This is a genomic window from Xenorhabdus eapokensis, from assembly GCF_001908105.1.
The window spans coordinates 26,539-42,264 of sequence record NZ_MKGQ01000005.1; the positions used below are offsets into that span (position 1 = coordinate 26,539).

The window sequence follows — 15,726 nt, forward strand, 5'->3', positions numbered from 1 at the left end:
TAGTATCTCGCTAGATTACAGCAGATCAGCGATCATGCTCTCAAGTTTGCCTTGGTCTACTGCAAACTTACGGATACCTTCCGCCAGTTTTTCAGTTGCCATTGCATCTTGGTGGTGGTTCCAGTAGAACTCAGCTTCAGTCATTGGCGCTGGACGCTCTTTGATTTCGCCTTCGTAACCCAGCTTGCGCTCAACTTCACCTTCTGCCTCAGTCAGTTCTTTCAGCAGTGCTGGAGAGATTGTCAGGCGGTCACAGCCTGCCAGTTCCAGAATTTCACCTGAGTTACGGAAACTTGCCCCCATAACAACCGTGTTGTAACCGTGCTCTTTGTAGTACTGATAAATTTCAGAAACAGAAATCACACCTGGATCTTCATGCGGTGCGAATTCTTGCTTGCCACTGTTTGCTTTGTACCAGTCAAGGATACGGCCAACAAATGGAGAAATCAGGTAGACACCGGCTTCTGCACAAGCACGTGCCTGGGCAAAGGAGAACAGCAATGTCAGGTTACAGTTGATGCCTTCTTTTTCCAGTTGTTCCGCAGCACGGATACCTTGCCAGGTGGAAGCCAATTTGATCAGAATGCGATCATTGCTGATACCTGCTTCGTTGTACAGTTTGATCAGACGTTTTGCTTTCGCTACGCTTGCTTCGGTGTCATAAGACAGGCGTGCATCGACCTCAGTAGAGATACGGCCAGGGATCAGTTTCAGAATTTCCAGGCCAATGTTGACAGCCAATTTATCGCCGGCATCAATAACTTGCTGTTCACGGGAGTCGCTTTGACCACGCGCCCATTCAACGGCTTCATCGATCAGTTGGCGATATTCTGGTATTTGAGCTGCATTCAAAATCAGGGAAGGGTTGGTGGTTGCATCTTGCGGCTGATACAGTTTCATCGCCTCGATATCCCCGGTATCTGCTACTACTGTTGTCAGTTTACGCAGGGAAGTCAGTTTATCGGTCATGTTTAATATCTCATCGTTATACGTAAAATCTTTGGCAACGTTGCCTCGCCATCTTGTGATAATAACATGGTCAAGCGCGGCTGTAAGGTAGGAAAATTCTCTCGCTGAGATTCTCCCCTTTTCGTTCTTTTTTGCTAAAGTGGGGAAGGTCTGGATTATTAGGAAAAAATAATGCTTATTACCATTTCACCTGCAAAAACACTCGATTATGCAAGTTCACTCGCAACAGAAAAGTTTAGCCAACCACTGCTATTGGCAGAATCTCAACAGCTAATCGAGATTTGCCGTACTTTAACCCCCGCGCAAATCAGCAGTCTGATGAGTATTAGTGATAAATTGGCGGGATTAAATGCTGCTCGTTTTGCAGAATGGCAGCCCGATTTCACGCCGGAAAATGCACGTCAGGCGATTTTGGCATTTAAAGGTGATGTTTATACCGGTATGCAGGCTGAAACGTTCTCTGCTAACGATTTTGATTTTGCCCAAACACATTTAAGAATTCTATCTGGCTTGTATGGGGTTTTGCGTCCTCTCGATTTGATGCAGCCTTATCGTTTGGAAATGGGAATTAAGCTGGAAAATTCACGCGGTAAAGATTTGTATAAGTTTTGGGGTGATTGTATTACTGAAAACTTAAATGCAGCACTGGAACAGCAAGGTGATGATGTTCTGGTCAATCTGGCATCAGATGAGTATTTCAAATCGGTGAACACCAAAAAGCTGGCAGCCAGAATTATCAAACCTGTTTTTCTGGATGAAAAAAATGGCAAATACAAGGTCATTAGTTTCTATGCTAAAAAAGCTCGTGGCTTGATGAGCCGTTTTATTATTCAGAATCAACTGACCGATCCAGCACGGCTGGTGGAGTTCAATCTGGAAGGATACGCTTTTGATGACTCTCTCTCTAAGGGAGATGAATTGGTGTTTAAGCGTATGGAGTCACTCCACCTATAAATGGGTGGAGTGATAAGTGACGCGTTATTTCGATGCTTTTTCCATCAAAAATTCACGTAATGTGAAGAAATCAGCGGGCATAACGTGGGATAACACGTCCAGATCTGCACGTTCAGCTAACGCTTGTGGCAAGGACAATGGTTGGCTGAGTGTTGCTTCGACGCTTTCCTTAAATTTGGCTGGATGAGCAGTACCCAGGAACAAGCCATATTCCCCTTCTTGTAGTTGATCACGCAAAACACGATACGCGACGGCAGCGTGTGGTTCAGAAATATAGCCTTTTGCCGCCAGTTCGCGCATTGTGCTTTGAGTGGTTGCATCATCCACAACACCGTTTGCCAGTTCACTCAGTGCCCAGCCTTTGCGTTTAAACAGTTCTTCAATGCGCGGCCAGTTATTGGGCTGGCTGACATCCATAGCATTGGACAGTGTTGGAATGGTCTGATGTGGCAGCCACTTACCTTCCGCTAAATAACGAGGAACGGTGTCATTAACATTGGTTGCTGCGATAAAACGTTTTACTGGCAATCCCAGCGATTTTGCCAGCAGCCCCGCGGTTAAATTACCAAAATTGCCACTTGGGACGGAAATAACCAATTGCTCACGTTTTTCTGCCGGGAGCTGCGCAACGGCTTCAAAGTAATAACAGATTTGTGCCAGTAGGCGGCTGATATTAATTGAGTTAGCCGAGTTGAGATGTAAAGCCCGTTTCAATTCTTCGTCATCAAAAGCCTGTTTGACTAATGCCTGACAAGCATCGAAGTCCCCCTTGATAGCAACCGTATGGATATTGTCACCCAAAGTACAAAAGAGTTTTTCCTGCAATGGACTGATTTTGCCTTCGGGATAAAGGATCACAACCTGTACGTTATTCAAGCCATAGAAAGCATGGGCAACTGCGGCGCCAGTATCACCGGATGTGGCAGTCAAAATAGTGACGGGCTGTTCTCCTGCAATCTGGGCAAGAATTTGTGCCATGAAACGGCCGCCAAAGTCTTTGAACGCCAGTGTTGGGCCGTGATAAAGCTCCAGTGAAGCGATGTTATCTTCGACAATTGCTACAGGAGCAGGGAAGGCAAACGCATTTTTCACGCGGTCGGCCAATTGCTCTGCGGGAATTTCATCGCCGATAAAAGCAGAGAGAATGCGTTGACTGCGGCTGACAAAATCCAATTGCAATAAGTCATCAATTTCATTATGGCTGAATTCTGGCAAATCCTGTGGAAAAAAGAGGCCTTGCTGTTTACCTAACCCTTGTTTTACCGCCTGTGAAAAACTAACCTGCTCGCTGTTGTCTTTTAAGTTATATAATTTCATGGTTACTTTACCTGTCGTGCGCCTGCGAGATCCAGACGGCAAATGTGTACAAAGCCTTCATCATTCTGTACGTAATGTTGTTGCAACCAGTGTGCAACCTCTTCTGCTACAGCTAGTTCATTGCAAATTGCAAAAAGTGTTGGGCCGGAGCCGGAAATGCCGCACGCCAGCGCCCCTAATTTTTTGACTGTATCACGTGCGTTGGCAAATCCGGGTAAGAGTTGTGTGCGATAAGGTTCTGCCACAACATCTTGCATTAATTTGGCAGCCAGTTCTGATTGCTGGGTATGGCAGGCATGGATAAAACCCGCAAAGTGACGTCCATGCTCAATGATATCCTTACGGGCATAGTGATTGGGCAGGATGGCACGGGCTTCTGCTGTCGGTACTTTGATGCCAGGATAAGCCATTACCCACAGCCAATCATCAAATGTGGGGACAGGCAAACAGGGGGTCTCTTCCTGAGATAATATCAGTTGCAATCCCCCCAAATAGCAGGGGGCGACATTATCATAATGAACACCACCGGAAATACGCCCTTCTAATTCTCCCATCATGTCCAGCAACTGGTATTGGTTAAATGGTCGGCCTGCATATTCATTCAGTGCCACTAAACCGGCGACGACAGAACAGGCACTAGAGCCTAATCCCGAACCGATTGGCATATTTTTCTCTAGTGTCATGGCAACGGGCAGTGCTTTTCCCAACCGTTGACAAAAAAGCTGCCAGCATTGGTAGACAATATTTTGTTTGGGATCGGCAGGCAATTTGCCCACAAATCGCCCTTTATTATTCAGGCTGAAACTTTCAGCTTCATTTATGGAGACACAATCTCCAAGTAACGAGCCATCAATGGGAGAAACTGCTGCACCAAGCACATCAAATCCGACGCCAACGTTCCCGATAGAGGCAGGCGCATAAACCCTGATAACCATTAAACCCCCAATTTCCATGACAGAGTGCGTAATATATCAGCAAAAACGCCGGCGGCCGTTACATCATTTCCTGCGCCATAGCCACGCAATACCAGCGGAATGGGTTGATAATAACGGGTATAGAAAGCCAAAGCATTTTCGCCATTCTTGACTTTATAAAGTGGATCGTTGCCGTCAACAGCGACAATTTTCACTGTACAACGGCCTTGTTCAATCAAGCCAACATAACGCAAGACTTTTCCTTGTTCTGCGGCTTGCTCCGCACGTTGGCTAAATTCCTGATCCAGTTGTGGTAAACGTTGCAGGAAACTGTCAACATCGCCACTGGCGTCGAACGATATGGGTAAAACGGGTTCGACATGAATATCTTCCAGCTCCAGTTCATAACCCGCCTCGCGCGCTAAAATCAGCAGCTTGCGGGCAACATCCATACCAGAGAGATCATCGCGTGGATCGGGTTCAGTAAAGCCTTTCTCTTTGGCTAGCATGGTCGCTTGTGACAACGTCATACCTTCATCCAGCATCCCGAAAATATAGGATAAAGAACCCGACAGGATGCCACTGAACTGTACTAATTCATCACCGGCATTAAGCAGATTTTGTAAGTTTTCGATAACAGGTAATCCAGCACCCACGTTAGTGTCATACAGGAACTTACGTTTCGATTTTTCTGCGGCCTGACGGGTTTGGCGATAATAAGCCATCGATAAGGTATTGGCTTTTTTATTTGGGGTGACAACGTTAAAGCCATCGCTGAGGAAGCTCGCATACTGTTCCGCAATCGACTGATTAGAAGTACAGTCCACAATGACTGGATTCAGGAGATGGTACTCTTTTTCAAGACGGATCAGACGACTCAAGCTAAAAGGCTCAGTTGCTTCTGAGAGTGCTTGTTGCCAGTTATCCAGACCGATGCCTTGTACATCAGTCAATAAAGCGCGGGAATTGGCAATACCACAGACGCGTAGATCGATATGTTTCTGTTTGAGCCAGGTTTGCTGACGGCGTATTTGCTCGATCAACGCACTGCCTACTCCCCCCACACCGACAACAAAGACCTCAACAACTTGAGCGGTATTAAACAGCATTTGGTGGCAGAGACGAACCGCCGTAGTCGCGGCATCATTTTCAATAACGGCGGAAATGGAACGTTCAGAAGAGCCTTGCGCAATGGCAATGATGTTGATGTTGGCACGTGTTAATGCGGAAAAAAAGCGGGCAGAAGTCCCTGGCTGAGTACGCATACCATCACCAACGACAGAAATAATGGCAAGATTGTCGATAACGTCAATGGGATCAAGCACACCATCTTTCAGCTCCAGATAAAATTCTTCTGTCAGTGCATTCTGTGCTTTTACCCATTCTTTCTGTGGTACACAGAAGCTGATGCTGTATTCTGACGAGGATTGCGTGATTAATACAACAGAAATACCTTTGCGTGACATGACGGAAAAGATCCGTGCCGCCATCCCGACCATACCTTTCATGCCAGGGCCGGAAACGTTGAACATCGCCATATGATCCAGATTGGTGATGCCCTTGATCGGCATGTCTTGATCTTTTTGTCCATCATCAATGAGTGCATCGCCAATAAAAGTACCAGGCACATTAGGATTGGCGGTGTTTTTTATCAGGCAAGGAATTTGAAACTGAGCAATCGGGGCGATGGTTCGGGGATGCAGAACTTTCGCACCGAAATAAGACAATTCCATCGCTTCTTGGTATGACAGGCTTTTTAGCAAACGTGCATCTTGCACCGCCCTTGGGTCACAAGTATAGACACCGTCTACATCAGTCCAAATTTCGCAACAATCTGCACGCAGGCATGCTGCCAGTACTGCGGCTGAATAGTCAGAGCCATTGCGCCCCAACACAACCAATTCGCCATTTTCATTGCCCGCAGTGAAACCAGCCATCAAAATGATGTGGTCAGCAGGAATGTTAAGCGCTGCAATGCGTTTGGAAGATTCATGGATATCGACAGTGGATTCGAGGCAATGCCCATGTGCCAAAAGGTTTTTGACCGGATCAATGACAGTCACTTTATGGCCACGAGCCTGTAGCACGGATTCCATGATAGCAATCGACAGTTTTTCACCACGACAGATCAGAGATGCATTAATGCTATCTGGGCATTGTTTTAACAAAGAGATGCCGTGCAAAGTCTGTTTAAGATTGGCAAGCTCACGCTCTACTAGCCCTTTCAGGCGTTCATAATCAAATCCTGGTTGTTGTGCTTTCAACCCTGACAGCAGTTCAACAAAGATTTGGGTAGCATCGCTCATATTGGAAACAATATCTTGTCCTGCAACCGTTTTTTCAATCATCGCTACCAGATGGTTGGTGATTTTTGCCGGTGCAGAGAGAACTAAGGCAACTTGCCCAAGGGATAACTCATTTTCGGCGATATCGGCAACACTCAGTACACGCTGGTGATTCGCAACTGAGGTTCCACCAAATTTCAATACTCGCATGAACGTTCTTCTCCTGATTTCTGTCCAAAAAAAAGCCCGTATCTTGTGGGATACGGGCTCATTGTCGTTTTATGTGTATGCGTCAGCCCGCACCGCAACTCAAGGTTCCGGTGGTAATCGTGGTTGTCGTAATGGTTGTAGTAACGGTTATAGTCGTGTTTGCAAGAACCATTTTTTTCGGGCTGATGTAGTGCATAGTTTCCTGTCTGTCTTTTTAATTCGCTTGACCCCCTATTGGTTAAATTAAATTGTGGTCAATGTCAAATATTTTTTATGGCAAAAGAAGAAAAAAACGTCATTTTCCGTATCGAAATTATTCAAAATATAACCCAAATGGCAAATCATTATTTGGTTAATTAGGTTATTTATTAGCATTTAATTTTACAAAAAACATATTTTGTAATTATTTTGTCTTTATGATAAAAACGTATCATCTGGATATTTTAGTGTCGAGAGAATCTCTGTAAGCATTCACGGCATTTTAACATCCATTAACATAATTTATTTAATTTAATAACAGATGGCCTGGATTAAAATTAACAATTACAATTAATGTTAACGTGCTACAATTGATTTTGATATGTATCAACAAAAGTTGGTTTTTTTAGAAGGCAAATGCATTACTAGCTGTTATATTGCTGTTAATAGACTAATATAGAAGCCTCATTTAAATTGGTTTTTTTCGGGTATGTACCCTCTAGGAAAGCGACGCTAGTTTTTAGCGTAAAACATAGCAAAACGTTTATTTCGGGCATAAGCTGGTTTTCTGTCACTCAGAACAAGATCAGCATATTTTCTTTTAATAATAACAGCTTGTGTCATACAGATTCTGTTTTTTAGCGATTTTAGGTAGCAACCATGCAAACCCCGCACATTTTGATTGTTGAAGACGAAATTGTCACGCGTAATACCCTTAAGAGTATTTTTGAAGCGGAAGGGTATGTTGTTTATGAAGCCAATGATGGTTCAGAAATGCACAATATTCTGTCAGATAACGATATCAATTTAGTCATTATGGATATCAATCTGCCTGGTAAAAATGGCTTACTGCTTGCCCGTGAATTACGTGAGCAGGCAAATGTTGCGTTGATGTTCTTAACAGGCCGTGATAATGAAGTGGACAAAATTCTTGGTCTCGAAATCGGTGCTGATGATTATATAACTAAGCCATTTAACCCACGCGAATTAACCATCCGTGCACGTAATTTGCTTTCGCGGACAATGAACCTGAGTCATCCAGGTGAAGAGCGTCGCCAAGTTGAAAGTTATAAGTTCAACGGATGGGAGCTGGATATCAATAGCCGCTCTTTGGTTAGCCCGATGGGAGATCATTACAAACTGCCGCGTAGCGAATTCCGTGCGATGCTTCATTTCTGTGAGAATCCAGGAAAAATCCAAACCCGTGCAGAATTGTTGAAAAAAATGACGGGCCGCGAACTGAAACCTCACGATCGTACTGTTGATGTAACTATTCGCCGTATTCGTAAACACTTCGAATCGACACCAGATACTCCAGAAATCATTGCGACCATCCACGGTGAAGGTTACCGTTTCTGTGGTGATTTAGAAGACTGATCGAACCTTTTTATAGGTATATATTCAACATCGTGTATCTGGTAAAAAGCCCTGCATGTCTTATGGCATCAGGGCTTTTTGGGGCGGGTACTTGCTTTAGTGATGAGTTATTTACTCTTTCCACGGCATAATCGGTACAGCACTGATCGCATTTTTAGGGGAACCATCGATCACTTTGTCAGAATAAGTTAAATAAATTAACGAATTACGACTCGGATCATAGAAGCGTACAACCTGCAATTTTTTAAATACCAAAGAAGTGCGTTTTTGGAAGACGACTTGTCCTTTCTTGGCAGATTTTTTTATCTTATCTGCTAGTTCAATCGGGCCTACTTGCTGGCAAGATATCGCGGCATCAGAGGTATCTTCTGCTAATCCCAATCCACCCTTAAGCCCTCCCGTTTTGGCTCTGCTCAGATAGCAGGTGACATTTTTAACGTCAGGATCATCAAAGGCTTCTATCACTATCTTGTTGTCAGGGCCAAAAAATTTGAACACTGTGTCAACAGAACCAATTTCTTCAGCATGTAAAACTACAGGAGAAAAGAGCAAGGTAGCCGCTATCACTATTTTCTTCATTGTTGCCATATTTAGTCCATTTGAATTAAATAAATACAGTGAAAATATCTATCATTCACATATAATGTAACGCAATGAATTTAATTAAATCATTTCCATTATGAATGTATCTGTAATGAAAAATCATGCCATTATAGCTGAAGATGCACCTAAGATGAGTAAGTAATGGTCTTTAAAAAGTGATGCGATTGAAATGAGGTCGATCCAGCACATCAGCGTAAATATTTTTTATTAAAACTCAATGTGTTGAGTTATTCCACAAGACAATGCTTGACATATTACCAATTCTACCATTAATTTATTCCAAGAAAAAACTTGTTTAATTCATTGATAATTTGTTGATAACATCAATGTAATAATTAATATGCCTAATGGAATAATCTTGGCATAAGTTGTTTTTACATTGATATGATTTTCTTTTTGTCTTAATGACTGAGGGAGATGTATGGATCAAACCAACATCATTCGAGACTTGCTGCATTGGGTGGATAATAATCTGGATCGTCCATTGTCTCTTGATAACGTTGCAGCAAAAGCAGGTTACTCCAAATGGCACTTGCAGCGCATGTTCAAGGAGGTAACAGGTCAGGCAATAGGTTCTTATATCCGTGCGAGAAGATTATCCAAAGCCGCCGTTGCGTTACGTTTAACCAGCCGTCCCATATTAGACATTGCGTTGCAATATCGTTTTGATTCTCAACAAACTTTTACCAGAGCTTTCAAAAAACAGTTTGACCGAACGCCAGCAGCTTATCGTCGCAGCGAAGAGTGGCACGCAAAAGGAATATGCCCTCCCATCTTGCTCGATAACAAACCTTTGCCAAAGCACAAATTTGTCACGTTGGAAGAGAAGTCACTTATCGGCACTGAACACACTTGCAGTTACACGCTTGAGCAGTGGTCAGAAGATTGCAAGAATATGCGTCATGAGTTTTGGATTAACTATCTACAAGATGCGGAAGTATTACCACCGAGACTTTATGGATTACACCATACAATCCCTTGTATGGAGAGTGAAGATGAACAGACCGTGTTCTATACCACAGCCATAGAACCAGAATATGCTACCTTTGATACCAAAGATAGCCGTCCAGTCGCCTTGCCAAGTGGGGATTATATTTCGTTCAGTTATTTTGGTGATAAAGAGCAGTTACAAGAGTTTCTCTTTACTGTTTATGGCATCTGTCTGCCAACACTCAACATAACGCGCAGAAAGGGATACGATGTCGAGCGATATTACCTCACTAATCTTGAATGTAAAAATTTGGGGGATGAGACACAAAGTCATGTTGTGGAATTTGAGTATCTCATCCCAATTGAACGTTAACCTTGTAATTCATCCAAGGCGGGCATATCCAAGTGAGTGATATCGCCCGTTGTTTCAACTATCCAGCCTGGGGCCAGCCACGGGCTATCCTGATAATCTACCCGTGAGATGGAGCAGTTTCTCAATCGTAGACGGCGCTCTGAATTAGCGGGAAGACCCAGGATAGAGCAAATCAAACTGACGAGAGCTATTCCATGACTGACCAACAGCGGACGGCTACCCGCTGGCAGGCTAAGGCAATTTTCCAGAGCGGCACGCATACGGGTAGACACTTCATACATTGATTCACCTTCTGGAACCCGCCCATTTGGTGTACCATCAACAAGACTTTTACGCCAAGATTCTTCTTTTGGTGTGAGGGAGGTTAGTTCGCGATTTTCCAGAACGCCCATATGTAACTCTCGCAGGCGTGGTTCCAGTATGACATCGCAGCCACAGGCTTTCGCGATGATTTCTGCTGTTTGGCGTGTCCGACCAAGGTCACTGGTGATAACATGGGTAATGTTTTCTGATTTAACTCTCTGCGCGACTAAGTGAGCTTGGCGCCGACCCGTTGCAGTCAAAGGACTGTCAGATTGCCCCTGAATACGACGAGCCACATTCCATTCGGTTTCGCCATGACGAACAAGATAGACCTGTAACATAGTTATTTTCCGTTATACTGCATCATGAAATAGTTCAAAGGATAATTTATTTATATGTACCACGTTATTGCAGCAACAACTAACCCTGCGAAGATAAAAGCGATTAGCCTTGCATTCGATGATGTTTTTGGCCCAGGCACTTACCATATAGAAGATGTCAATGTAGACAGTAGCGTACCTCAGCAGCCTATTGGTAATACTGAAACTCGCACAGGTGCTCGCCATCGAGTTATGGCTGCTCGCCAAGTTCGGCCAGAGGCTGATTTCTGGGTTGGGGTTGAAGCAGGAATTGAAGATGACATGACGTTTGCCTGGATGGTTGTTGAACATAAACAAATTCGGGGAGAATCGCGTTCCGCCAGCTTGATGTTGCCAGAAAAGGTTTTGGAAGGCATTCGTAAAGGACGCGAACTTGGCCATGAAATGGCTGATGTAACCGGCGTCGATAATATCAAGCAAAAAGGGGGTGCGATTGGCTTTTTTACCAATGGTATTCTGACGCGTACCAGCGTTTATCACCAAGCTTTGATACTGGCTCTTGTGCCTATCCATCATGAAATTTACAAAGAGTCGAATCACTGACCTTAACGGTACGTAGTTGTTTGGGGGCACGATTGGACGGCCCCCGCTGCATTATTTAATTTGTTATTTTATCGTGGTTATTGTCAATCAACTAATAACTGAGCCTCCAGCCATTTCTTAACATGAGCTGGTGCGTTCTTTAAACTATTAGAACCACGCGTAATTGTCGCAATACCAACGCCTAGCTCATTTTTCAGTTCGCGTTGGTTCATTTGCCCACGCATCAATTCCTGAATAATCCGAACCCGTGTCGATAAAGCGGTACGTTCATCGGGAGTCAATAATAGCTGTAAAATAGAATGTTGCAAATTTTGTTCAAATGCTATTTTTAACAACTCAACAAAAGTGAGCCAGTCATCACCATCTTCCGGGGAAAGCGCCGGATCAATCAAATGATTTTGTGCCATAATTAACTACCATACTATTTAACTAGTACAATAGCATACCATATTTATCTTAAATTAATAACGTCTTTGCCATTCCGCATTTGTCAGCACATTTTGCATTTTTCCCATGAAATTATGGTAGAACATGTCGTAGGCAAGAACATTTTTGACATAAGAGCGCGTTTCCGCGAAAGGAATGCTCTCAATAAAGGCGATGGGATCGATATTGCCAGCCGTGTTAGCCAACCAACGATCAACATTTGCAGGGCCAGCATTATAGGCGGCACTGGCCAAAATACGATTATTGTCAAAACGCTGGTAGACAGAATCCAGATAAGCGGTGCCAATTTTAATATTCGTAATCGGATCCATTAATTGATTGCTGTTGGCATAACCCTGAATTTTCTTACTCTTCACAGTATGCTCAGCGGTTTTGGGCATGATCTGCATTAATCCACTAGCCCCTTTGGAAGAACGAGCCTGGGGATTCCAGGCACTTTCCTGACGGGCAATTGCCATTGCATAACTTGGTGAAATATTTTTATCTGACGTGAAATGTGCAAATTCATTTTTCCACGCCATCGGAAAACGCTCTTCAAGGTGATCCCACATTTTTCCCGTAATGGTAGCTTGTACACTGAATGCGGGCCAGTGCTGTTCAAATGCATAACGAGCCAACTGTTCTTGTTTCACGCGATCTTGCGAAGAAACCAGAAGGAGCCATTCTGAGCGAGCCAAATTATCCATATTCCAATACAGCAACTCTTGGATACGCTTAATTTCCGGCATATTGGTAATGGAACGATCGGGCCTCTCTGATTTATTGATGATTAGAGGATAGGAAATATGTAATTTCTGGGCTGCTACCATGGGATAAAAACCACGATGTTCGGTCAGCTTACGTAAGATGGCATTGCCTTCTGTGTTTTTCCTTTGATTGAGCAGAATAATAGCACTCCAATATTGCCACTCATCTTGGTGCAACGTTTTTTGCGGCAGCAGCGAAATCCATTCTTCAAGTCCAGAATGATTACCATCCCTTAATGCCAAGCGGGCACGTCTCTCAATCAATTTGATAGAGTGTGAATGGCGAATGGTATCATCCCGCCATTTTGCTTGCTCTGGAGAGATATCTCCCATCAATTGCCATGCAACGATATCTTTTAATTGCTGCCTTTCGGCGCTATTCATCTTTTGTGAGCGGACAAGTGTAGGGATGCTTACTCTGGCAAGTTCAGTATTTGAGCGGGCAAATCGGGAAAAGTTCGTTATGATAACCGAGCGGGTGAAGTCGGTAGGTGTGACAGTTATGGCAAATTGTTCAATTAATGCTGGATCATGTTGTAGCTTCAGTAAATTCGCGCTCAGACTCTGATAACGCAATGGCAAGCGTTTGGCAAGATAGGCAACAAGTGTGGCATTATTGGCTTTCATTGCTAATTCGGTACGTTGCAAAATTAAATTTGCAGATAGGTATCCAGCCTGCTCCCAGGCAGTGAGTAGCTTGTTGCAACGATCGGGTAATGAGCTGCCGTTGAGCCAAATTTCTTGGGCGCCTTGCCAAGCGACTTGTTGGTGCCCCGTTGCCCATTGTGCAAAGTAATAATCACAGCGCTCTGCCACTGTCTTTGGCGGGGTGGGACTGAATGCAAGGAGGCCGTTCCAATCACCATTGTCTGCCAGTATATTGATAAATCGAGATGCCAGCGAGCGTGCTGGTGGCAGGGTAGGGTGAGTATTAATAAAGTGCTGAACTTGCTGAGGAGTGGTAGTTGCCAGATCTTGAGATAATTGACGATATTCCAGATATGGATACAAGGGATAATTTTTCAGCGTTGGCATCAGGCGCGCCACTTCTGCCTTATTTTTGGTATCCCATGCCTGCTTTATTTCTTGATATCGCTGACGCTGGGCATCCAGAGAATCAGCATGTGCCGGTGCCGCTCCAGCAACAACAAAAACCATACTCACAGCCATGACACAATGCTGCCACTTACTCATTGCCACATACCCCTTCGGAAGACTACTATCAGTGTCCAAATGCCCTGTGTTTACATGCTTCTCAGGTACATTGTCCAAGTGAATTGTTAAGATGCTATGTAATTATAATCATATTATTGATGTGAATTATTACAATTGTTCTACCAAATAGAAAACGCTGAAAAAGTGCTATTTGATAAGAGGATAGGTAAAATAGGCTATCCAAACTCGATAAACGCAAACGTTTTTTAAAATTTCTTGATTAATCAAAAGGTAAACGACATTGGCTCAATATGTTTATAGTATGCATCGGGTGGGAAAAGTTGTTCCCCCTAAAAGGCATATTCTGAAAAATATTTCTCTGAGTTTTTTCCCTGAAGCAAAAATCGGTGTTCTCGGCCTTAATGGTGCCGGTAAATCTACTTTACTGCGCATCATGGCGGGTATTGATAAAGATATTGAGGGAGAAGCGCGTCCACAACCGGGTATTAAAATCGGTTATCTGCCGCAAGAACCTAAGCTCAACCCTGAACATACTGTTCGTGAAGCGGTGGAAGAGGCGGTTAGTGAAGTTAAAAATGCCCTGACTCGTCTTGATGAAGTTTATGCTGCTTATGCTGATCCAGATGCGGATTTCGATAAGCTGGCAAAAGAGCAAGGAAAGCTGGAAGCGATTATCCAATCTCATGACGGGCACAATCTGGATAATCAGCTTGAACGAGCGGCTGATGCCCTACGTTTGCCTGCATGGGATGCAAAGATTGAACACCTGTCCGGTGGTGAACGTCGTCGTGTGGCAATTTGCCGTCTGTTATTAGAAAAACCAGACATGCTGCTGCTTGACGAACCTACTAACCACCTTGATGCTGAATCTGTTGCATGGCTGGAGCGCTTCCTGCACGATTACGAAGGCACAGTGGTTGCGATCACCCACGACCGCTACTTCCTTGATAACGTTGCTGGTTGGATCTTGGAACTTGACCGTGGTGAAGGTATTCCGTGGGAAGGCAACTACTCTTCATGGCTGGAGCAGAAAGATGCACGTCTGGCACAGGAAGCCGCGTCAGAAGCGGCTCGCCGTAAATCCATTGAGAAAGAGCTTGAGTGGATCCGCCAAAATCCGAAAGGACGTCAGGCAAAAGGCAAGGCACGTTTAGCTCGCTTTGAAGAACTGAATAGCGTCGACTACCAGAAGCGTAATGAAACTAGCGAATTGTTCATTCCACCAGGACCACGTTTGGGTGATAAGGTACTGGAAATCACTGATCTAACCAAATCTTACGGTGATCGCGTTCTGATCGACAATTTGAGCTTCTCCCTGCCGAAAGGGGCGATTGTTGGGATCATCGGCCCGAACGGTGCGGGTAAATCAACCTTGTTCCGTATGTTATCCGGTCAAGAGCAGCCAGATTCTGGCTCAATTACACTGGGTGAGACGGTTAAATTGGCTTCTGTTGATCAGTTCCGCGATGACATGAATGACAGCAAAACCGTTTGGGAAGAAGTTTCTGGTGGTCAAGACATCATGCGCATCGGCAACTTTGAAATTCCAAGCCGTGCCTATGTTGGACGCTTTAATTTCAAAGGCGTAGATCAAGGTAAGCGTGTTGGTGAGTTGTCTGGTGGTGAGCGTGGTCGTCTGCATTTAGCCAAACTGCTGCAAGTTGGCGGCAACATGTTACTGCTTGACGAACCAACCAACGATTTAGACGTCGAAACTTTGCGTGCATTGGAAAACGCCCTGCTGGAATTCCCAGGCTGTGCGATGGTTATTTCCCATGACCGTTGGTTCCTTGACCGTATTGCAACCCACATCATTGATTATCAAGATGAAGGGAAAGTCACCTTCTTTGAAGGAAACTTCAGCGAATACGAAGACTACAAGAAGCGGACGATGGGGGCTGAAGCACTGGAGCCTCACCGCATTAAATATAAAAAGATCACCAAATAAGCCAGCCAGAAAAAACTTGATAGAAAAAACGGCCTGATATCAGGCCGTTTTTT

The 15,726-nt window shown here is 44.3% G+C and carries 14 protein-coding genes and 1 other annotated feature; of the genes, 6 read left to right on the forward strand and 8 right to left on the reverse strand.

All coding sequences use genetic code 11. The features are described from left to right. Positions 1-15 precede the first annotated feature (15 nt). Entirely contained in the window at positions 16-969 is a 954-nt protein-coding gene (gene tal, locus Xedl_RS05330) for a transaldolase (RefSeq protein WP_074022795.1), read from the reverse strand. Between the two features lie 171 nt (positions 970-1,140). Here tal and yaaA point away from each other — a divergent pair, with 171 nt between their 5' ends. Next, the gene (gene yaaA, locus Xedl_RS05335; protein WP_074022796.1) at positions 1,141-1,923 is read left to right on the forward strand and encodes a peroxide stress protein YaaA; all 783 of its coding nucleotides are present in this window, start codon (positions 1,141-1,143) and stop codon (positions 1,921-1,923) included. Between the two features lie 24 nt (positions 1,924-1,947). Here yaaA and thrC read toward each other — a convergent pair whose 3' ends face one another. The 3 genes from thrC to thrA are packed head-to-tail and all read right to left on the reverse strand — an operon-like array spanning position 1,948 to position 6,649. After that, complete coding sequence (thrC, locus tag Xedl_RS05340) at positions 1,948-3,240, reverse strand: threonine synthase (protein ID WP_074022797.1); 1,293 nt, start codon at positions 3,238-3,240, stop codon at positions 1,948-1,950. A 2-nt stretch (positions 3,241-3,242) separates the two neighbouring features. Then, positions 3,243-4,193 carry a homoserine kinase gene (gene thrB / locus Xedl_RS05345; RefSeq protein WP_074022798.1) on the reverse strand — a complete coding sequence of 317 codons (951 nt, stop codon included), beginning with the start codon at positions 4,191-4,193 and terminating at the stop codon, positions 3,243-3,245. Beyond that, positions 4,175-6,649, reverse strand: coding sequence for a bifunctional aspartate kinase/homoserine dehydrogenase I (gene thrA, locus Xedl_RS05350; RefSeq protein WP_074022799.1), 2,475 nt, complete (start codon positions 6,647-6,649; stop codon positions 4,175-4,177). Before thrA ends, thrB begins: the two co-directional genes overlap by 19 nt. On the opposite strand from thrA, the gene Xedl_RS25075 reads away from it, so the two are divergent. Next, positions 6,648-6,896 carry a hypothetical protein gene (locus tag Xedl_RS25075; protein WP_143187386.1) on the forward strand — a complete coding sequence of 83 codons (249 nt, stop codon included), beginning with the start codon at positions 6,648-6,650 and terminating at the stop codon, positions 6,894-6,896. The two genes, thrA and Xedl_RS25075, sit on opposite strands and share 2 nt — an antisense overlap. Continuing rightward, positions 6,675-6,790, reverse strand: a sequence feature (Thr leader region). Its footprint overlaps the gene before it by 116 nt. A gap of 611 nt (positions 6,897-7,507) precedes the next feature. Further along, positions 7,508-8,224, forward strand: coding sequence for a two-component system response regulator ArcA (gene arcA, locus Xedl_RS05355; RefSeq protein WP_074022800.1), 717 nt, complete (start codon positions 7,508-7,510; stop codon positions 8,222-8,224). 111 nt (positions 8,225-8,335) lie between these two features. Here the strand turns inward: arcA and creA are convergent, their stop codons facing one another. Further along, positions 8,336-8,812 (reverse strand): protein CreA, encoded by a 477-nt coding sequence (gene creA, locus Xedl_RS05360; RefSeq protein WP_074022801.1) that lies wholly within the window; start codon positions 8,810-8,812, stop codon positions 8,336-8,338. 436 nt (positions 8,813-9,248) lie between these two features. Between creA and robA the strand changes: the two genes are divergently transcribed. After that, on the forward strand, positions 9,249-10,130 hold the full coding sequence (gene robA, locus Xedl_RS05365) for an MDR efflux pump AcrAB transcriptional activator RobA (protein WP_074022802.1): 882 nt from the start codon (positions 9,249-9,251) through the stop codon (positions 10,128-10,130). Here the strand turns inward: robA and gpmB are convergent. Next, positions 10,127-10,774, reverse strand: coding sequence for a 2,3-diphosphoglycerate-dependent phosphoglycerate mutase GpmB (gene gpmB / locus Xedl_RS05370; RefSeq protein ID WP_074022803.1), 648 nt, complete (start codon positions 10,772-10,774; stop codon positions 10,127-10,129). The genes robA and gpmB overlap by 4 nt on opposite strands. Before the next feature lie 54 nt (positions 10,775-10,828). On the opposite strand from gpmB, the gene yjjX reads away from it, so the two are divergent. Beyond that, positions 10,829-11,356: an inosine/xanthosine triphosphatase gene (gene yjjX, locus Xedl_RS05375; protein ID WP_074022804.1), complete on the forward strand. Its 528-nt coding sequence runs from the start codon at positions 10,829-10,831 to the stop codon at positions 11,354-11,356. A gap of 83 nt (positions 11,357-11,439) precedes the next feature. Here the strand turns inward: yjjX and trpR are convergent, their stop codons facing one another. Continuing rightward, entirely contained in the window at positions 11,440-11,763 is a 324-nt protein-coding gene (gene trpR, locus Xedl_RS05380) for a trp operon repressor (RefSeq protein WP_074022805.1), read from the reverse strand. A 54-nt stretch (positions 11,764-11,817) separates the two neighbouring features. Then, complete coding sequence (sltY, locus tag Xedl_RS05385; RefSeq protein ID WP_074022806.1) at positions 11,818-13,743, reverse strand: murein transglycosylase; 1,926 nt, start codon at positions 13,741-13,743, stop codon at positions 11,818-11,820. Positions 13,744-14,005: 262 nt separating this feature from the next. Here sltY and ettA point away from each other — a divergent pair, with 262 nt between their 5' ends. Continuing rightward, complete coding sequence (gene ettA, locus Xedl_RS05390) at positions 14,006-15,673, forward strand: energy-dependent translational throttle protein EttA (RefSeq protein ID WP_074022807.1); 1,668 nt, start codon at positions 14,006-14,008, stop codon at positions 15,671-15,673. Positions 15,674-15,726: the final 53 nt, after the last annotated feature.